Here is a 19348-nt window from a genome sequence, read left to right as displayed (position 1 = left end):
GTGTCTTATTTTTATCAACTAGAAAAAGACCAGTTAGATTTTTCTAACTGGTTTAGTATTGTAAATGAAGATTTAACGAAGAACACTTCTGTAAATTTTATCATCATCCAATTTGTTTATCCCTAACTTTTTTCTTTTACTGGCATCCAAATTTCGCTATATACATTTTCCGATGAATCATTGTACTTTGTAAAAGAAATCCCAGGTAAATCTGCTACTTCATAACTTGAAGAAGGCAACCATTCAGAATAAATTTTAGCGTGAGTTTCTTGAAAGGCAGCTGGAAACGGTCCTTGAACAGGGAAAATTGCCCATAAGCTTTCTTCAATAGAAAGTTGTTCTAAATCATCAAATTGATTTTCTTTTGTAGTTGCAAAACCAATCATATGAGTTAAGCATCCTTTTTCTTCCAAGAAACCATCATCAAAATCATAAGATATGTTCAAGACTTGATGAGGATATAAATCAGCTAATTGATGCATTTCATTTCTTTGTTTTTCGGTAATTGACTGGGCTAGTTCTAAGATCGCATTATTTTCACCTTCGAATTGAATCGGCACTCTTTTCGAAACACCTACTATATTAAATTTCTCTTTCTTTTCAATTTTGAATTCCATTGATATTCCTCCCCTTATATCTATAAAGAATGAAAATTTGGGAAATGATTTTTGAATTTTGTTTTTAATGACTTCTGAAGGTAAAAAACCGCTCCATTCACGAAAAGCTCTTGAAAATCCTTCTATTGATTGATATCCATATTTATAGGCAATATCTGTCACCTTTGCTCCGTTAATTAATTCAACATTTGCAACTGATAATCTCCTATTTTTGATATACTCATTCAATGACATTCCAGCCATATACGAAAACATTCTTTTAAAATGATAATCAGATAGTCCTACGATTTTTGATATATCTTTTCCAGAAATTTCTTCCGTCAAATGTGTTTCAATGTAGTCCATTAAATGATTGAATTCTTGTAACATTCATTTCCCTCCTTTACAAGTACATATTATCGGTAATTTTCATTATTCACTTGATAATTTATATACGGAATTTATCGGAATTTTACATTCATATCTTAACATTTAATATTTAGTCATCTATGACGTTAACTAGCAGAGCCGAATTTGTTAAGCATACAAAAAAAGCAGTAAAATCCTATTGTTTCACTGCTTCTTTTCCTTAATTTTTATTTAAATGTTTTAATACAACTGTTGCCAAACAATCAATGAATTCAGGTTTCGCATTAGGCATTTCAGGACGGTAATAACTAGCCCCAAGTTCATCTGTAATGACCTTACATTCATAATCATTGTCATAAAGAACTTCTAAATGGTCAGCTACAAATCCGACTGGAGTATAAACAAATGTTCTATAACCTTCATCATATAGATCTCTTGTTAAATCCTGAACATCTGGTCCTAACCATGGTTCAGGCGTATTCCCGGCACTCTGCCATCCTGTAACATACTTTTTAACTCCTGCAGCTTCTGCTATTAAATCAGCTGTTTCTTGTAATTGCTGCGGATATGGATCTCCGTTAGCAGTAATTTTTTCAGGCAAGCTATGCGCAGAGACAACCAATACTGAAGAATTTTTTTCTTCTTGAGACATACTGCCGTATGTTTTTTTCAATTGATCTGCCCAATAGGAAATAAACTTAGGCTCTGTGTACCAGCTTTCAACAGATGTGATTGTTAAGCCCCCAAGCTTTTCAGCCTCTTCCTTTGCTCGTCCATTATAAGATTTAACACTGAATGTTGAAAAATGCGGAGCTAGTACAATACTTACAGCTTCTGTAATCCCATCTTCATGCATTTGTTTTACAGCATCCTCAACAAATGGCTCTATATGTTTTAACCCAAGATACATCTTAAATTCAATTTCATCTTGAATTTCATTTAAATGCTGTTCAAGTTTCTCAGCTTGTTCGAGCGTGATTTTAGCAAGTGGTGAGATACCACCAATTGCTTCATAGCGATCCTTAAGATCCTGAAGCATTTCAGGTGCCGGCTTACGGCCATGTCTAATATGAGTATAATAACGTTCAATATCTTCCTCTTTATAAGGGGTTCCGTATGCCATTACTAGTAACCCCATTTTTTTCTTGCTCACAATCTTCACCTCAAATTCCTTCCGTTGGTTTATAGACTAACTTTTGCTTTCTTAGAATAATCATGGACAAAGGCTGTTAATTTTTTCAGTGATTCAGGGTTTACTTGCGGGAAAACACCATGTCCAAGGTTAAAAATGTAACCGCCTTGCTTCATGCCTTGATCTAATATTTCCTTTGCTCTCTCTTCAATCACTTCCCAAGGAGAAAGTAAAATAGCCGGATCAAGATTTCCTTGTAATGTTTTAGTTAGTCCCATTGTACGAGCCTCTTCGATAGGCAGTCTCCAATCCAATCCGACTACATCAAGAGGTAGGTCATGCCATTCATTCGCTAGATGACTCGCCCCTACTCCGAACATAATTAGAGGTACATTTTCCTCTTTTAGTTCACTAAAGATTCGCTCCATCGTTGGTTTTATATACACACGATAATCCGCAACATTTAATGCACCTACCCATGAATCAAATACTTGAATAGCTTTTGCACCAGCACGAATTTGTGCTTTAACATAGGTGATGCTCATTTCAGCTAGTTTATCCATTAAAGCAAACCATGCATGTGGTTCAGAATACATAAATGCTTTCGTCTTGTTATAGTTTCTTGAAGGGCCGCCTTCGATCATATAGCTAGCAAGGGTAAAAGGAGCTCCAGTAAAACCGATGAGAGGAACTTCAAGCTGCTCTTTTGTTAGTAACTTGATTGTATCTAATACATATGGAATATCCTGCTCTGGATCAATTTCCCCCAATTTTTCCACATCTCGAATTGAACGAATCGGATCATCGATAACCGGGCCAATACCCGTTTTAATTTCAACATTTACACCAATCGCAGGTAGTGGCGTCATAATGTCTTTATAAAGAATGGCAGCATCCACATCATACTGTTCAACAGGCAACCTGGTCACATAAGCACAAAGCTCAGGCTGATGTGTAATTTCAAATAAGCTGTATTTTTCTTTAATCGCACGATATTCAGGTTGTGATCTACCTGCTTGTCTCATATACCAAACTGGAACATAATCCGTTTTTTCTCCACGACACGCTTTTAGAAACGTATCATTAATTCTCTTTTCAGCCATTCAAAAAAGTCCACCTTTCTATGTCAAAAGCGCAAGCGCCTTGATCAGCCTCGGGCAAATAAGAAGATTAAGAATAGAAGGGTTCTTTGCCTTCAATTCTTAATTTGCTTATAACCTCAAGCGGCTGGGCGCTGGCAGTCTTAATACGTGACGTCCTGTCACAAAGACCGCACTTGCACATCCTGCGCTTCGGAGCTGGTTGTCAAAGCGCTTATTCACATTTAAAAATTTTTTCTAACCATGTAAAAGGGGCAACCCCCGTTATTAAATTATATTAATTATAATGTAATACTTATTCTATATTATTACCTCTGCACTTTCAACTATAACGGTTTCATTTCCGGTTGTATAGCTTAGAAAGGCAAATGTCAAAAAAAAGACGAAAACACTAGTTTGTTGAACTAAACAGTGTCGGTTTTTTGGATGGTGTTTGTGCACCCTCTTCATTTGTTTGAGCATTATATGGAGCTACAGAGTAGGTTGCATCTGAAAAGACATTCGCAAATGGAATTTCATAGTATCCTTTACCCGTTACGGTTCCGACAAGTTTTTTCTCATCATGATGTGAAGATTCATAGATTCGATATTCTACACGTTCATCAGCTAAAGGTTCCCATTCGAGCGTTAAGGTAATCAGCCCTAATGGTTTAAACGTATATTTCGCATGAACTTGTTCAATCGCTTTAAGACGAATTGGGCTCTCTAAATCTTCCACACCTTTTGGAACAGTAAAAGCTACATTTTGATCCCATTCCGCCTCTGTTAAAATATCCTTAAATAATTTGGTTGGGTAGGAACTGCCATGCTTTAAATAATGTTCTTTATCTGTTTTATCATAGCCCATCCAAATAGCACCAACAACATTCTCCGTGTAACCGACGAACCATGCATCCTTTGCAGCACCTTCTACACCTGGAAAAGAGGTTGTACCGGTTTTACCAGCCAGTTCTCCATTAAACATGCCATTTTGCGCAGTTCCTTCACTTACAACATGCTGAAGCATTCTTGTCATATCCCAAGCAGTTTGCGGAGAATATACTGGATCTGGTTGAGATTGGTGCTTAGCAATGACTTTTCCTTCCCGATCTTTTATCTCTTCGATAAGAAAATGATCACTATAGTTTCCATTCGTGGTGAAGGTTCGATAAGCATTTGCCATTTGTAGTGGTGTAACCCCTTCGGATAATCCTCCTAACGCAATTGCTAATCCATTATCTTTAATATCAATTCCTACCTTATGCAAATAGTCCTTACTCTTTTTGATTCCTAATTCTGATAACGCCCATACCGCAGCAGCATTTTTTGACGAAACAATTGCATCAAACATCGAAATTTCCCCTGCATATTGATGATCTACATTTTGTGGTGAATATTCACCGTATGATAATTTTTCATCCTTTAATAAAGAATATGGCTGAAAACGCTTTGTTTCTAAAGTTGGCGCATAAACAGCAATTGGTTTAAACGTAGATCCTGGCTGTCTTGTTATATTGAGGCGATTTAATCCCTTTGGTACATATTCCCTACCACCGATTGCTGCAATAATCCCACCAGATTTATTATCCATTAACACAAAAGCCCCTTGGGCATTTCCATCTGTACCCGGAAAATAATCACTCTTTTGGAATAACTCATATGCGGATTTTTGGAGATTTACTTTCAGTGGTACCTTAATTGTATACCCACCTCTTAGCAGTTCTTCATTTGATAAAGCATATTTTTCTTTTGCTTCGTCAAAAACCATATCAACATACGTTGTTAACCAAGGGTTTTCCTGTTTCTTATTTACCTGCAGCTTCACCGTTTTTCCTTGCGTTCTAACAACTTCATCATAAGAAATATAGTGCTGATCCCCCATTAAACTGAGTATCGTATTTCTTCGTTCCTTACTCTTTTCTATATTTGAAATTGGCGAATAAGTTGAAGGAGCCTTTGGTATACCTGCAAGTAATGCTCCTTCCTCTAACGTTAACTCTGAAACATCTTTATTAAAATAAAGTTCTGCAGCTGCCTTTATTCCGTAAGCACCATGTCCAAAGTAAACCTGATTCAAATACATTTCAAGCAGTTTTGATTTGCTATACCTTTTTTCTAAGTTGACAGCAATAATTGCTTCCTTTGTTTTTCTAAGCCAGGTTTTATCATTTGTCAGAAAGACATTTTTGGCTAGCTGTTGAGTAATCGTACTACCTCCTTCTACCTTCCCTCCAGCAAGAATGTCTTTATAAAGAGCACGTCCAATGGATCTTACATCAATTCCGTGATGCTCATAAAAACGTTGATCCTCGACAGAAATAAATGCCTGTTGAACATATTCAGGGATTTCCGCAATGTCGACTAATTCTCGATTTTCTATATATAGCTTCGTAATTTCATTTCCCTGTTCATCGACAAGTTTTGAAGCTGTATTCATGACAAGTTTTTCATCATCTATGACATAATTACCCATAAAAATAATAAAGAGATAACCGAGAAGAGCGAAGATGACAATAGAGACTAACGCAATAGCTGATAAGATGAATTTCCTTTTCATATCATCACCCCTTTTATTCTTAGTATTGTTAAAATTAGGAATGTATATGTGTTAAAAACATTCTTATTTAGAAAAATGACAATAGTCATTGATATAATGGAATAGAATAAGTATCTACACTATAAACCCTGAGGTGATTCATAAGATGCTTTACATTACATATGGAACAGTCGACTATTTAGAAAAATTGGTTAAAAAGCATAGTAATGAGACGTTATTATTGATGGCAAATCAAGATACAGCTGCCCTTTTTCATGAATCTGAAGGATCATCTATTTTTAATGCACCAAAGAAATACGATGTCCTGGATTCAATTGGTGACATTACGAATGGTTCTTTTGCTGTTTTAAATAATATCCCTGTTACAGATGAAGGCAGACCACTCTTCGAAAAGAGATTTAGCGAAAGAGCTAGATTAATTGAAAAAGCCCCCGGATTCTCATGTCTCCGTGTGTTACGTCCAATTAGAGGCAATACCTATATAATTCTAACACTATGGGAAAACGAACAACACTTCAAAGCCTGGAAGGATTCAAAAGCATATGAACATGCTCATAAAAAGAAAAGTACTGAAGAAGGAATTGATCAAAAATCCGTCTTTCCAAAGCCTTCATATATAACAACATATACGAAGGTTTCTATTGAAGATTAATTTCTCAAGGGTGTAGGGACAGTCTACCAGCACTGTCTCTTTTTTTTGGCTTCATTCACATTGTGGATTTTTGACAATATTTCCTTGGAAATGACAGCTTCTTTCTACATAACATTACCCTCAAAATCCTTAAGTAACACAAAAATCCTATCATTTTGACAAACTATGAGCACAAAAATGAAAAATTATCCTATAACACTCCATCACACCTTCTTTATCCTGCTCATAAAGTGTAAGAAGAACCATTTAGGCATTTGCTGAGGAGTGATGATAATGGGGGTAGAACTTACACTCATTCATTGGGTTTATTTATTATTCATCATCGGTATCATTGGCTTTATGCTATTTCGCCGTGATACAACGATTGTTTGTATAGTTGGAATTCTTGCCGTTGCAGCTTTCTCAACCTTATCTGTTAGTGATTCCATTTCAAGTCTATTTAATAGTTTTATTTTCGCCATTACAGAATTATTGCCAACCATACTAGTCATTTCTATTATCGTCGCAATGAGTAAAATCTTAATGATATCAGGTATAAACGAAGTGATGATTGCACCATTTTCAAAGATTATTAAAAACCCTGCTACTGCTTATTGGACAATTGGGTTGTTAATGATGATCATTTCATTTTTCTTTTGGCCTTCACCGGCTGTTGCATTAATTGGAGCGGTATTATTACCCGTAGCGATTCGTGCCGGGCTGCCAGCGCTAGGTGTTGCAGTTGCGATCAATTTATTTGGTCACGGGATCGCTTTATCTGGTGACTTTATTATTCAAGCCGCTCCAAAACTAACAGCAGATGCTGCAGGAATTCCTGTAGGTGAAGTTGTTAGCGCAAGTGTACCACTTGTGATCACGATGGGGCTGGTTACAACCATTACAGCTTTCTTTCTATTAAAAAGAGATATGAAATTAGGTAAATCCTTCCCAACTGTAGCAACAGCGCCGTCAAATGAAGAAGCAGATCACAGCTTATTATCTTCAACAACTAAGAGATGGCTTGCGATTCTCATCCCTCTCATCTTTTTAGTTGATGTACTATTAATGATCACGTTGAACTTACAAGGCGGAGATGCTACGGCTTTAATTGGAGGGACAGCACTTCTCATCTTGATTGTAACCACTTGTTTAACTCATAAGGAAAAGGGGCTTGAGGAGTCGACGAATTATTTAATACAAGGATTTCAATTCGGATTTAGGGTGTTCGGTCCTGTTATCCCTATCGCTGCTTTCTTTTATCTGGGTGATGCAGGCTTTTACACCATTATTGGAGAGTATTTACCAAAAAGCTCAGAAGGGATTGTCAATGATCTTGGTGTGGCATTGGCCACTATCGTTCCATTAACTCCTGAAGTTGGCGCCATCACATTAACAGGTGTTGGAATTTTAACAGGACTAGATGGATCTGGCTTTTCCGGGATCTCTCTAGCAGGATCAATTGCTCAACTATTTTCTGCTGCAATCGGCGTTAGTGCTGCAACTTTAACCGCATTAGGCCAAGTGACGGCTATATGGGTTGGCGGAGGAACTATTATTCCATGGGCACTCATACCTGCTGCCGCTATTTGCGGAGTCGATCCATTTGAACTAGCTCGGAGAAATCTCCTTCCTGTTTCAATTGGCTTGATCGTCACAACAATTGTTGCCATGTTCCTTTTATAACACTCTACTTCAGATGAGGAGGACTCTTAATCCTTTGAGTCCTCCTTTATTCTGGCTACATAATTTTGCAGACTAAATATTCACTGTGATTTATTCCTTCTTTCATCTACAATAATAATGAGGGGAGGAATTTTTTTGAAACATCAAATTATTGTTGTAGGCTGTGGAAGCATGGCTAATACTTGGATTGATTATGTCTTACAAAGGGAGCATGCAGAAATAGCCGCATTTGTTGACGTTCATCTTGAAACAGCAAGATCAATGGCTGTGAGCAAAGAATTGAATGTTCCTATTTATTCAGATTTAGAAGAAGCTTTAGCTACACATCAAGATGTTAATCTTGTCTTTGACATCACCATTCCAGCAGCACATAAACAAATTGTCTCAACCGCTTTACAAGCAAACCGCCACGTTTTTGGAGAAAAACCAATGGCAGAATCCATGAAGGATGCACGTGATTTAGTAAACATGTCTCGCGATACCGGTTATACTTACACCGTTATGCAAAACAGACGATTTAACAAGCAAATTCGTGCTCTACGATCGATTCTTGCTAAAAATAAAATTGGTCAAATTAACTCCATCCATGCGGATTTTTTCCTTGGCCCACATTTCGGAGGTTTTCGTGAAGCAATGGATAGCCCGCTCATCCTAGATATGGCCATACATACATTTGATCAAGCGAGATATCTGACAAATGCAGACCCTGTGTCTGTCTATTGCCATGAGTATAATCCACCGAGCTCTTGGTATAAAGGGAACGCTTCTGCTACTTGTATTTTTGAGATGAGTAATGGAGCTGTATTCACTTATCAAGGATCCTGGAGCGCAGAAGGATTAAATACCTCTTGGGAATCGGATTGGCGTGTCATTGGCAGTAAAGGAACAGCTAAATGGGATGGACATCACCTTCCTTATTTTGAAGTTATCGACGAAACCAAGCCTACTGATTTTTTCAGTCCTGTTATTCGAAAAGAGGCAGAGGATATTTATTCTGGACATGAAGGACATTGGGGCTGCTTAGATGAGATGTTTTTAGCCTTAGAACAAAAACGAAAGGCTGAAACGGATTGTGAGGATAATATTAAGAGTATGGCAATGGTATTTGGTGCTATCGAAAGTGCTCGTACTGGCAAAAAGGTTTTTATCGAAGATATTTGATAGCGCTAACAACATTAAAAAGGACAGGGAAGTTTTTTCTTAAAGCGTTCCATTTTGAGGTGCTTTTCTGAAATTTAAAGCCTAAATGACAAAAGTTTAGACAGAGCAATGGTATATAAAATGTAAAAACTCACCGCATATGGTGAGTTTTCTTTATAATGCCTATGAAGACCAAATCCCTACGAAAAACAGAAGAAATAGTTTTATAGTAAATGCTTTCCATCAACCCGAACCACTTAGAAATTAATAAAACATTATAATTGACAGTTAATTTGGCAGTTTTTCTTATTTGTACAATGATTGTTGTCCATCATAAAAAAATGATGCCAATTGTCATGTCAGAACGATCAAAAATGTTCAATACCCTTGTTAAATAAAGAAAATGACGTGTATCAACTTACACGTCATTTATTAAGAATGCACCCGAAAACGGAATTCTTTGTTTTTTTCTCATCGGTTGCTTTTTAAGCTTCGATCAATTTATTCTATCTTTTAAATTTCTCAAGGAAGCGTGTAGGATATTCACTAGGAAGCTTGCTGATTTCATCTAACTGATTCCACTGCTCTTCCGTTAGCTCCCAACCGATACTTCCCATGTTCTCCTCATATTGCTCCAAGCTGCTTGCACCAAAAATAGGTGACGTAATTTCCTCTTTTTGCAGAAGCCATCTTAATGCAACTTGTGCAGGAGTTTTATCTAGTGATTGCCCGATTTCCTGTACTGCTTCTAAAATGGCAAAGTTCTTTTCATTTGCACGGTTTTCCCAACTCGACTCTCCTACTCCACCTGACAGTCTACCACTATTTGGAGTTTCTCCTCTCTTATATTTCCCTGTAAGGAATCCTCCACCAATTGGTGCCCATGGAATAATGCCTACATTTTCTTCTTTACAAAGAGGGAGAATTTCACGGTCCATTTCACGATTAATCAGACTGTATTGCGGCTGAATCGAAATAAATCTGACCATATTTTGAAAATCACTATAAGACAAAGCCTTCATCATTTGCCATGCTAAAAAGTTAGAGCAACCTATGTATCTCACTTTTCCAGAACTCACAAGATCATCTAAAGTACGAATCGTTTCTTCAATTGGTGTTAAATGATCCCATACATGAAGCTGATAAAGGTCAATATAATCTGTATTTAAACGCTTTAAGCTTTGATCAATACCTTCCATAATACGACGGCGTGAATACCCAAAATCATTTGGATGTGGTCCAACCCGCATCCTAACCTTTGTCGCTAATACAACTTCTGAACGACGCTCTTTTATTGCTTTTCCTACGATTCTTTCAGATTCTCCGTCAACATATACATCAGCAGTATCAATAAAATTTCCGCCTTGATCAAGAAAGCGATGAATCATTTCAATAGAATCAGATTCACTCACTTCTCTCCCAAAAGTCATCGCCCCTAAGCAAAGCTCAGAAACGAGTAAACCGCTTTTACCTAATGTTTTATACCTCATTTTCCCTCTCACCTATCCTTTTTAAATTTGCTTCTATGTGTTTATATTCGTGATGTAGTGGTTTATTCCTTTAAATAGTTAGTGTGAGAAAGAAAACAAATAAAACCAACTCAGTGAGCTGGCTTCTATGAATCTATATATCATCGCTATTCCTTTACATAGTGAACATACTCATACTTATCAATTACTTCCACACCCTTTGGAATACGAAGAAAAAGGACATGCTCTCCCCAAACATGATGTGAATCATCGAATAGTTCTACTCCATTATCACTTGTAAACTGTGAAATTGTAAATTCTTTATCAAACATTCCTATCCTAATGTCTTTAAATCCACCATTCATCACTCTTAACAGTTCTCCTTCAATAGAGACGGATAGTGGATCAATTTCATCTGTAAGGTCAAGATTTTCAATAATCGTTTTTGTATGATATTCAATGTATTCTATTTTCTGATCGTTTTCTAATTTCCGTTCAACAAGAACGGTGAGAGGACCATATGTTTCTTCAACAGATATTTCAAGTTGTTCTCCTTCAAAAGGAATTGTTGACTGATCATTTATCTCAACATCTTCAATGTTTTCTTTCCTAATATTTTTCCGATCATATGCTGCCTTTACAAGCAGTTCTCCTGCTTTTTCCGCCTCATTTCTTTCTGTTTCCGAGACTGCAGGATATACTGATGAATCTCCAGCTGGTATTAAATAACTGACTAACAACGCTAACAGCAAGATGGCCCCGTATATGACTAAAGCCCATTTTATTTTCAGCTTTTGCAGAATAGGAATCTTGCCGATATTCTTTGAAATGGAATAAATAAGAACAATTAAGATCAAAAGCAACACTAACGGGAAAAAAGCAGCCACAATCATTGTCTCACCTCCAACTTGTTTGTAAGAATGCTAGAAATGAAAAATAATAAACAAGATGTTAGAATGATTTTGATCAAAAAGAGCAAAAGGACTGTTTCTTGAGCGTAAAATTTAAATATCTCCACTATAAGTATTGGTTCCCCGCCTACTCTAGCCCCGATGATCATATAGCCGATCACAATTGTCGGAAGTAACACACTAAACCAGCGGTATAATTGCACAAGCATCCCAACAAAATAACCTAATGCAGCTAGTAAAAACACATACATCACGCTTACAATCAAGCTTAAAATGAGTTCATGAAATGGAATTGCAGTACCCATCACATACCCATCTTTTAAAAACAGATGCATGACCACCTTAAACAATTGACCAGCAAGAACAGCTGTTACTCCCCCTATGACACTAGTAAAAAATAAAAAAACTATGTTTGATAAATGACTACTTACCCTGTTAGACACAAAAACAAAATCATCATTACGATAGGCCTTAGTTGTGATAATAATCGCGGTTATGAAACTCCATATCAAGGTAAGAACAATACTTATATCACCTGTATAGTAGTTAATATCAATTGAAAATCCGTTATGGCTTGTTCCCATCATTCTACTACCATTCGTAGATAACAAAAGACTGATAACCTGAACCACGAGTAAGGAACTAAACACACTTAAATATGCTTTCACCTTATAAAAGAATTGTTTCCTTACAATATCGGGAAGCTTAACTTCTGTTAAAGACATCATCAATACCCCCAATCGTTTTATTTGTTAAATACGTACACAAATCATCCGTAGAAATTGGTGAAATTTGAACTCCCATCAAAACTGCTTGCTCGATTTCTAAGTTTGTAAGGGTATTTTTTATTCCTATTAACAAATGATCATTGCCAAGACTTTTTTCATACATGATTTCTTTGTCTCCGGCGATATCTCTCACACAATTCACAGAGCCTTTTAAATAAACACCATACTCTTTAAGTTCATCAATTGATAAGTAAAGACATTTTTCTCCGTCCTTTAATAACAATACATCCTCTAGCAAGTCTTCAATTTCATTTAATAGATGACTAGAAAGAATAATTGTTCTAGGGTGATCAAGGTAATCCTTTAATAATGCACGATAGAAGTCCTTCCTAACCGAAGCGTCCATCCCTGTTGTCGGCTCATCGAATATTGTTAACGGACAGCGAGCTGATAAGCCAATGATCATGTTAAACGTACTTTTCATTCCTTTTGAAAGCTGTTGATAACGCCAAGTAGGGTAAAAGGAAAAATAATCGAATAGTCGCTCTGCTAAGATCTGGTCCCAATTCCCATAAAAAGTAGCCGCTGATTGAAGAATATCTTTGAGGGTTAACGTATTAGGAAAATTCATTTGATCATCTATATAAATTCTGTTTGCTGAAACAAATAATGAGTTAAAGGGATGCCTAGAAAAGACGTTGATTTCACCTTCTGTTTCACGGATAAACCCTGCAATAATTTTGAGAAGGGTTGTTTTTCCTGCACCATTTCTTCCGATAAGACCAGTAATCGTATTTTCTTTAATCGTAAATGACACTTGATGTAATGCCTTCTTCCTTCCATATGCCTTCGAAAGCTCTTTACATTCAATAACACTCATGACGTTCTCCCCTTACGATTTCGATTTTCTTTCACAATCATATCGATTAATTCATCTTCCTCTACATGCAGTCGTTCTGCTTCTAGAACAAGATCATGAACCAAACGTTTTAATGTTTGATTTTTTCTTTTAGAAAGAATGATCTCCTTTGCATTCTCCGAAACAAACATTCCTAACCCTCTCTTTTTATATAAAATGCCTTCTTCAGCTAATATACTTAACCCTTTGGCGGCTGTTGCAGGATTAATATTGAACATGTCTGCTAGTTGATATTGAGAATAGATTTTTTCATGTTCCTTATGATTCTCCTTTAAAACCTCTGTCTCAAGCCATTCTGCTATTTGGATGTAAATTGGTTTAGAATGATCTGAATCTATTATCAACCAAAGCCCCCCTCCCATAGTACATTACTGTTGTAATGTACTATACCATTTTTTCCAATAATATGCAATTTTTTATCTATCAAAGCAGTTTCATCCTTTGATCCTATCCATTTCGGCCTTCATCTCCTTTATGAAGGACATTCCATTCTCTTTCCTAACCACTTTGTCCCTTAGCTAGTAAACAAAAAAACAGCCCAAATTTATAGTTTTTGGACTGTTAAACAAAAAGTTAGTTTTCATTTTACCTTTGAAGCGTCTAAACGTTACATGGCAACGTCCTTCTTAACTTTTCTATTTTTCACGATTTGAAGTACATACTTATCAAGCTTGATCATCCCTATTAACATAATGCTCCCTGCGAGGATTCCACCAATGACATCTGTGATGAAATGCTCTCCTTCAAGAAGCCTGCTGAAACCGATAAGTAAAATAAGAATGCTCGTTACATATAAGATCGTTTGTTTGATGCTTTTTTGTCTAGTTCTTTTCATTAAATTGTATGCGATCATACCAAAGAGAAGGACTCCTACCATGACATGACCACTTGGAAAACTATAGCCATCTTCTATATGTTGTAGAAATGCTGGTCTGTCTCTTGCCACAATTGCTTTCAATACCTTATTTCCGATGTTCCCCAAAAGAACCGTGATAAATAAAACACCTGCGGAAACAAAACCTTTTTCAAGCCATGCAAAAATAAACATAAAAAGAAAAAGGGCAGAAATGATCCCAATAGTTGAGCCAAGCGTTCCAATACCTGATATAATCGTAGAAACGACACGATCATGGAGTTGATAGATATTCTCTCCTATTTTGGTATCAACATCTTTTACAACGTTCCATTTTATAAGAAGAATTAATACGATAAAGGCCAAAGCTAATAAACTTGATATGTATTTTATTTTCACAATATTCCCCCTTCTCAAACAATTATCTTGTCATATCCAACATTTTTCAATACAATCTAGCTAATTATAAATTATCCTTTGCTATTTTAATACATTTCATATTAAGGACATATGATTCTATATCAGATTTCATAAAAATAACGAATCCAAAGGAGGAATGGTACATATGCTTGATCATCTCTATAACCAGCTCGATCAGCATTTTACTGAAATGGTCAACATCCGTCGGTATTTACATATGCATCCTGAAGTCTCTTTCCAAGAGTTTAAGACAGCTAAGTATATCTCTGATTATTATAAGAAACTTGGCATTGATGTCAGAGAAAATGTGGGTGGAAATGGTGTTGTTGCGACAATAAATGGAGGCTATTCTGGTCCAACAGTTGCATTGCGTGCTGATTTTGATGCACTCCCTATTCAAGATGAAAAAGATGTTGAATATAAATCAACTGTACCAGGTGTTATGCACGCATGTGGTCATGACGGACATACAGCTACTTTGCTGGTATTAGCTAAAATTCTTTTTCAAAACCGAGAGCAGCTTAATGGGAATATTGTGCTGATTCACCAGCATGCAGAAGAATATGCCCCAGGTGGAGCTATATCCATGATTGAAGATGGTTGCTTGGACGGTGTGGACGTTATTTTTGGAACACATTTATGGTCAACAGAACCTGTCGGGAAAATCCAATATCGAGTTGGGGCTTTCATGGCAGCAGCAGATCGCTTTAAAATTACTATCCTTGGAAAAGGCGGCCACGGTGCACAGCCTCATAAAACAAAGGATGCTATCCTAATAGGGTCTCAGGTTGTTACAAGTCTCCAACAAATTGTTAGTCGAAAAGTTGATCCTGTTCATTCGGCCGTTGTTACTGTTGGCTCTTTTGTAGCAGAGAATGCATTTAATATCATTGCCAATTCAGCTACTCTTATTGGAACGGCAAGGTCCTTTGATGAGGAAGTAAGAGCACAAATTGAAGATGAAATCGAAAAAGTGGTAAAAGGGACCTGTTTAATGAATGATGCTGATTATGAATATGATTTTTTTAGAGGCTATCCTGCGGTTGTGAATCATGAAGAAGAAACACATTTCTTAAAGGATGTTGCAAAAGACATTCCAGGTGTTCATGAAGTAGAGGAAAGTCCTTTACAAATGGGCGGAGAGGATTTTTCTTATTATTTGGAACATGTAAAGGGTACGTTTTTCTTTACGGGTGCGCGACCATTTCATACAGAAGATGCCTACCCTCATCATCATCCTAAATTCGATATTGATGAAAAAGCTCTACTCATTGCAGCCAAAACACTTTGTGCAGCTGCCGTTCAGTATCAATTAAATCAAAAAAAGGAGCCTTCTTCTTTAACTGATTCCATTAAATAGGAAATAAAATAGGGGCAGTCTTAATAGACTGTCCCTATTGATGTGGCGAAAAAATCCTTAATCGATAACAATTCATTGCACATTCCCCTAGTTGCTGAACGAGATGGTAGTTCGCGACTCCACCAACAACGGCACCTATGCCAGGAATGATTTGCATTAGTTTAACTAAATCAATATAATCCCGATATTCTTGCTGGAAGATTCTCCAATCCAAATCTTTAATTTCGTCTTTGCTTTTTTCCCAATTTTCAATTGTATCCATAACCTCTTCCCTATGCTTTTCGCTAGAGAATGCCAATTGAAACACATACAATAAAAACAATCGCTCTTCATATTCCTTGGTACTGTATCCATAATGGCTTGCCACTTCAAAAAGGAACTTCATCTTAATACTTAAAAATAATGGAAAATCAGCTAATCCTAATAAAATACCGCCTGCACCAGTTGATGCTCCTTCAACTGCAGCCGTTTTCTTGTACACATCGATTGACTTTCTTACTAGTTGTTCCCTTTCTTCAAAAGTAAGATTCCCTGCTTTTTTAGGGAAAGTTGTCATATTAGAACCAATTAAAGTGGCTTCTACCATCTTTTTTATCCCTTCAGTTACTGTCACATGTACTTTTTCAGGGATAAAATGATTGATTTTACTTTGTGCTTTCTTTGATGATCGTTCTATAAAGGATGGCTTTCTTAACAGCTTTTGTTTCCATAATTTCGCTTCCTCAGCGGCTTTTTGTTCATAACTCATGAAAATACATCCTTTTCCTTTTTCTTCATTCGACCTTGCATATAACCATAAACAAAGAGGTAGACAAATAATGCTGTGGCAATAAGTACTTCTACAAATAAAATCAGGTTCGATAATCTTAATGTGATAAGTGAATATATCACACCTTGAATAAGCAGGACGTTAAAGATGATCTTCAAAAAGCTGCTTAACTTTCTCTTTTCAGCATTCGGATAAAGATTTGGCAGCTCTAGTAATTCAAAATGTTTGTATAAGCTCATAATTTGGATACCTGTTAGGAATACAAATAGTAATGATACAGCAATATTTCCAATAAGCTCGTTATTCATAAAGGATAAAATCACGCACCCAATAATGGTGAGCCTTACAACGATTCCAAAATAATCCCCGGAACGAATAAACGCGCGAAGAAATAGATATTCATACACATTTTCCTGACTGTATTTAACCCAGTTAACAACAGGATCCAAGTAAGCACGGCGCTTAGCTTGTTTCTTAAGCTTAGGTACATCTGTAAACAAGTTCGCTAACTTGTAAAAGGATTGTCTTTTTTCTTCTTCTCTCGTAATTAATTGCTCCCACTTTAACGCTTTTTTCTTTACTGCACTTGAGAAATAAGCATCATATCCAGCCATAATGACCAATAAGATAAGCACAAAAACATATTGTTGAGAAAAGATAAAAAAGATCACACACATATTTAAAGCCAAACGAACAAGTAAATCTCCCCACTTTGCTGATGCTTCTGTATAAAAGCCTAATCTCCAACTCATTCTTAGATTCCAAAATTTCACCAATAGTAATAAAAACAAACTAATAAGTAAAATCCGTCCATTTGCATCTGCCGCTTTAAAAAATAGCGGTGTAAAAAGAATGAGAGGGACAACAACAAAAAAGCTTTGAGAAATAAAGCTATAGGTAAAGGCTTTTTGAAAATACTCTTTCAGTCTGTATTCCATCGGAAGAAGAAAGACAATGTCTGCTTCTTTTAATAGTGTTCGAACACTTGAGGTAACCATGATAAATGCAAAGGTCACGGTCATAATCAAAACAGCCGGAAAATCCGGTGATAATGTTTCTAGCCATTTTTGATATGTTAAAGCACCGCCTGCAGCTAGAAAGATAAACACAAAAAGCAGATGATCATTTAACATATATTTCAAATAGGACCGTGTTTCATTTATATGCTGATGAAGTCTTGTTTGCCAAATTTCGTTAACGTTCTTCATCTTGATCTTCCTTTGTTAATTGAATATAAAGATCGTCTAATGTAGCGTTCCTCATTCCGAATTGCTCTCTTAACTGAAGTAATGTTCCCTTTGCACGTATTTTTCCATTATGTAAGATAACGAATGAATCACAATAACGTTCGGCTGTTGCTAGAATATGTGTTGACATTAAAATACCTGATCCTTGCTTCTTTGCCTTATCCATCAGCTCAAGTAATGAGTTAATAGCTAATGGATCCAATCCAACAAACGGTTCATCAATAATGTACAATTCAGGTTCGATTAAAAAAGCGCACATGATCATGACCTTTTGCTTCATTCCTTTAGAAAAATGTGCTGGAAACCACTTAAGACGCTTTTCCATTCTAAATTCCTTTAATAAGGGCTGAAGCCGCTGTTGAAATGTTTCTTTATCTAATCCATATGCCATTGCGGTTAACTCAAGATGTTCATGGAGAGTTAATTCATCATATAAAATTGGTGTTTCAGGAATAAAACTAAATTGAGAACGATAAGCAGTAGAATCCTGCGCAAATGTATTTCCATTAATGGAAACTTGTCCTTTATGGGCCTCCATCGTACCAATAATATGTTTAATTGTTGTACTTTTTCCTGCTCCATTTAGACCAATTAATCCAACAATATGACCTTTTTCAACCTCAAAAGAAATATCCTTTAAAACAGGATTTCGAGTATAACCACCTGTCAAATTTTCTACTTTTAATAACGCCATGTTTGTGGATCTCCTTTTTCTTTTAATAGTACCAAAAATCAAAAACCCATGCCCATTTATAAGACGATTTTTTTGCATATATCCTACGAGTTAGGACATCTTAATGAGTGAGGAAGGGATCTTTGTCAAAAAACGAAACCTTAAAATGAGGTGTTTGTTCCAGACAATATCTTTTAACTCAAGGGATAAAATTAATGAACCATTGCTTTATAAACAACTTACGAGATGAGGTGTTTACGGGCCGCTATTCATTTGAATTAGACGCTCGGTACTAACATCATTTTGTAAATGAGGTGTTTATCAAAGACAATATCTCTTTTTGTTAATGTTAAATAAACAACTAACAAGGGGATGGTTGTATTGAACAATGGTTATAACACATTCAGTAGCATTTAAATAAAATGTTAAATGAGGTGTTTGTCAAAGACAATTTATTGTTTTGAAACCATTGATGATAAAACACTAACGAAATGAGGTGTTTACGGGCCGCTATTTTTTGAAATAGACGCTCGATTGTAACATCATTTTGTAAATGAGGTGTTTGTCAAAATACAGTAATCACTCTAATATGTTAGGTCGTTTAACACTTAACAAGGGGATGGTTGTATTGAACAATGGCGATTTCACATCAGATGACATTTAAAATTAAATGTTAAATGAGGTGTTTATCAAAGATAATTTTCCCGTATAATGAGTTTTCTTTTCCCTTCTTCAGGAACAGAGTGAACAATCGTTTCACTCTGTTCTTTTTCATCTTAATATGCTTATGGTAAAATATAGCTGTTCATACA

At 36.1% G+C, this 19348-nt stretch carries 17 protein-coding genes; 4 read left to right on the top strand and 13 right to left on the bottom strand.

The genetic code is table 11. The features are described 5' to 3' along the window. Positions 1-122: 122 nt before the first annotated feature. The 4 genes from AC4GZ8_RS10825 to AC4GZ8_RS10810 form a co-directional block, all read right to left on the bottom strand. Positions 123-986 (bottom strand): AraC family transcriptional regulator, encoded by an 864-nt coding sequence (locus AC4GZ8_RS10825; protein WP_491081861.1) that lies wholly within the window; start codon positions 984-986, stop codon positions 123-125. A gap of 199 nt (positions 987-1185) precedes the next feature. Next, complete coding sequence (hemH, locus tag AC4GZ8_RS10820) at positions 1186-2118, bottom strand: ferrochelatase (RefSeq protein WP_491081860.1); 933 nt, start codon at positions 2116-2118, stop codon at positions 1186-1188. Positions 2119-2147: 29 nt separating this feature from the next. Next, positions 2148-3200, bottom strand: coding sequence for a uroporphyrinogen decarboxylase (gene hemE, locus AC4GZ8_RS10815; RefSeq protein ID WP_491081859.1), 1053 nt, complete (start codon positions 3198-3200; stop codon positions 2148-2150). A gap of 388 nt (positions 3201-3588) precedes the next feature. Further along, the gene (locus AC4GZ8_RS10810; RefSeq protein ID WP_491081858.1) at positions 3589-5733 is read right to left on the bottom strand and encodes a transglycosylase domain-containing protein; all 2145 of its coding nucleotides are present in this window, start codon (positions 5731-5733) and stop codon (positions 3589-3591) included. Positions 5734-5878: 145 nt separating this feature from the next. On the opposite strand from AC4GZ8_RS10810, the gene AC4GZ8_RS10805 reads away from it, so the two are divergent. The 3 genes from AC4GZ8_RS10805 (at position 5879) to AC4GZ8_RS10795 (ending at position 9208) form a co-directional block, all read left to right on the top strand. Next, positions 5879-6385, top strand: a complete 507-nt coding sequence (locus AC4GZ8_RS10805; RefSeq protein ID WP_491081857.1) for an antibiotic biosynthesis monooxygenase family protein — start codon at positions 5879-5881, stop codon at positions 6383-6385. 273 nt (positions 6386-6658) lie between these two features. Then, positions 6659-8047, top strand: coding sequence for a hypothetical protein (locus tag AC4GZ8_RS10800; protein ID WP_491081856.1), 1389 nt, complete (start codon positions 6659-6661; stop codon positions 8045-8047). A 117-nt stretch (positions 8048-8164) separates the two neighbouring features. Further along, positions 8165-9208, top strand: a complete 1044-nt coding sequence (locus AC4GZ8_RS10795) for a Gfo/Idh/MocA family protein (protein ID WP_491081855.1) — start codon at positions 8165-8167, stop codon at positions 9206-9208. A 485-nt stretch (positions 9209-9693) separates the two neighbouring features. On the opposite strand, the gene AC4GZ8_RS10790 is transcribed toward AC4GZ8_RS10795, so the two are convergent. The 6 genes from AC4GZ8_RS10790 to AC4GZ8_RS10765 all read right to left on the bottom strand — a co-directional run bounded on the left by AC4GZ8_RS10790 (position 9694) and on the right by AC4GZ8_RS10765 (position 14466). Then, entirely contained in the window at positions 9694-10677 is a 984-nt protein-coding gene (locus AC4GZ8_RS10790) for an aldo/keto reductase (RefSeq protein WP_491081854.1), read from the bottom strand. 146 nt (positions 10678-10823) lie between these two features. Next, positions 10824-11549, bottom strand: a complete 726-nt coding sequence (locus AC4GZ8_RS10785) for a hypothetical protein (RefSeq protein ID WP_491081853.1) — start codon at positions 11547-11549, stop codon at positions 10824-10826. After that, a complete protein-coding gene (locus tag AC4GZ8_RS10780) occupies positions 11546-12292 on the bottom strand; it encodes a hypothetical protein (protein ID WP_491081852.1) in 747 nt (248 codons plus the stop codon). Before AC4GZ8_RS10780 ends, AC4GZ8_RS10785 begins: the two co-directional genes overlap by 4 nt. Beyond that, entirely contained in the window at positions 12273-13175 is a 903-nt protein-coding gene (locus AC4GZ8_RS10775; RefSeq protein ID WP_491081851.1) for an ATP-binding cassette domain-containing protein, read from the bottom strand. Before AC4GZ8_RS10775 ends, AC4GZ8_RS10780 begins: the two co-directional genes overlap by 20 nt. Then, complete coding sequence (locus tag AC4GZ8_RS10770) at positions 13172-13558, bottom strand: GntR family transcriptional regulator (RefSeq protein ID WP_491081850.1); 387 nt, start codon at positions 13556-13558, stop codon at positions 13172-13174. Before AC4GZ8_RS10770 ends, AC4GZ8_RS10775 begins: the two co-directional genes overlap by 4 nt. Positions 13559-13821: 263 nt before the next feature. Beyond that, complete coding sequence (locus AC4GZ8_RS10765) at positions 13822-14466, bottom strand: phosphatase PAP2 family protein (RefSeq protein ID WP_491081849.1); 645 nt, start codon at positions 14464-14466, stop codon at positions 13822-13824. A gap of 166 nt (positions 14467-14632) precedes the next feature. On the opposite strand from AC4GZ8_RS10765, the gene AC4GZ8_RS10760 reads away from it, so the two are divergent. After that, on the top strand, positions 14633-15847 hold the full coding sequence (locus AC4GZ8_RS10760) for a M20 family metallopeptidase (RefSeq protein ID WP_491081848.1): 1215 nt from the start codon (positions 14633-14635) through the stop codon (positions 15845-15847). 34 nt (positions 15848-15881) lie between these two features. On the opposite strand, the gene AC4GZ8_RS10755 is transcribed toward AC4GZ8_RS10760, so the two are convergent. The 3 genes from AC4GZ8_RS10755 to AC4GZ8_RS10745 are packed head-to-tail and all read right to left on the bottom strand — an operon-like array spanning position 15882 to position 18557. Further along, positions 15882-16595 (bottom strand): EcsC family protein, encoded by a 714-nt coding sequence (locus AC4GZ8_RS10755; protein ID WP_491081847.1) that lies wholly within the window; start codon positions 16593-16595, stop codon positions 15882-15884. After that, entirely contained in the window at positions 16592-17824 is a 1233-nt protein-coding gene (locus AC4GZ8_RS10750; RefSeq protein WP_491081846.1) for an ABC transporter permease, read from the bottom strand. The genes AC4GZ8_RS10755 and AC4GZ8_RS10750 overlap by 4 nt, the downstream gene beginning before the upstream one ends. After that, complete coding sequence (locus tag AC4GZ8_RS10745) at positions 17811-18557, bottom strand: ABC transporter ATP-binding protein (protein ID WP_491081845.1); 747 nt, start codon at positions 18555-18557, stop codon at positions 17811-17813. The genes AC4GZ8_RS10750 and AC4GZ8_RS10745 overlap by 14 nt, the downstream gene beginning before the upstream one ends. Between the last annotated feature and the right edge of the window lie 791 nt (positions 18558-19348).

The organism is Metabacillus sp. RB-C-LZQ-3-1 (assembly GCF_058315175.1).
Note: the sequence above shows the minus strand (reverse complement) of the source record. Positions and strands in the feature narration are given on the sequence as shown.

What these genes read in the sequence shown, in the direction of transcription:
- AC4GZ8_RS10825 (WP_491081861.1), bottom strand. Translation starts at nt 986, where the DNA reads ATGTTACAAGAATTCAATCATTTAATGGACTACATTGAAACACATTTG.
- hemE (WP_491081859.1), bottom strand. Translation starts at nt 3,200, where the DNA reads ATGGCTGAAAAGAGAATTAATGATACGTTTCTAAAAGCGTGTCGTGGA.
- AC4GZ8_RS10810 (WP_491081858.1), bottom strand. Translation starts at nt 5,733, where the DNA reads ATGAAAAGGAAATTCATCTTATCAGCTATTGCGTTAGTCTCTATTGTC.
- AC4GZ8_RS10805 (WP_491081857.1), top strand. Translation starts at nt 5,879, where the DNA reads ATGCTTTACATTACATATGGAACAGTCGACTATTTAGAAAAATTGGTT.
- AC4GZ8_RS10800 (WP_491081856.1), top strand. Translation starts at nt 6,659, where the DNA reads ATGGGGGTAGAACTTACACTCATTCATTGGGTTTATTTATTATTCATC.
- AC4GZ8_RS10795 (WP_491081855.1), top strand. Translation starts at nt 8,165, where the DNA reads ATGAGGGGAGGAATTTTTTTGAAACATCAAATTATTGTTGTAGGCTGT.
- AC4GZ8_RS10790 (WP_491081854.1), bottom strand. Translation starts at nt 10,677, where the DNA reads ATGAGGTATAAAACATTAGGTAAAAGCGGTTTACTCGTTTCTGAGCTT.
- AC4GZ8_RS10785 (WP_491081853.1), bottom strand. Translation starts at nt 11,549, where the DNA reads ATGATTGTGGCTGCTTTTTTCCCGTTAGTGTTGCTTTTGATCTTAATT.
- AC4GZ8_RS10780 (WP_491081852.1), bottom strand. Translation starts at nt 12,292, where the DNA reads ATGTCTTTAACAGAAGTTAAGCTTCCCGATATTGTAAGGAAACAATTC.
- AC4GZ8_RS10775 (WP_491081851.1), bottom strand. Translation starts at nt 13,175, where the DNA reads ATGAGTGTTATTGAATGTAAAGAGCTTTCGAAGGCATATGGAAGGAAG.
- AC4GZ8_RS10760 (WP_491081848.1), top strand. Translation starts at nt 14,633, where the DNA reads ATGCTTGATCATCTCTATAACCAGCTCGATCAGCATTTTACTGAAATG.
- AC4GZ8_RS10755 (WP_491081847.1), bottom strand. Translation starts at nt 16,595, where the DNA reads ATGAGTTATGAACAAAAAGCCGCTGAGGAAGCGAAATTATGGAAACAA.
- AC4GZ8_RS10750 (WP_491081846.1), bottom strand. Translation starts at nt 17,824, where the DNA reads ATGAAGAACGTTAACGAAATTTGGCAAACAAGACTTCATCAGCATATA.
- AC4GZ8_RS10745 (WP_491081845.1), bottom strand. Translation starts at nt 18,557, where the DNA reads ATGGCGTTATTAAAAGTAGAAAATTTGACAGGTGGTTATACTCGAAAT.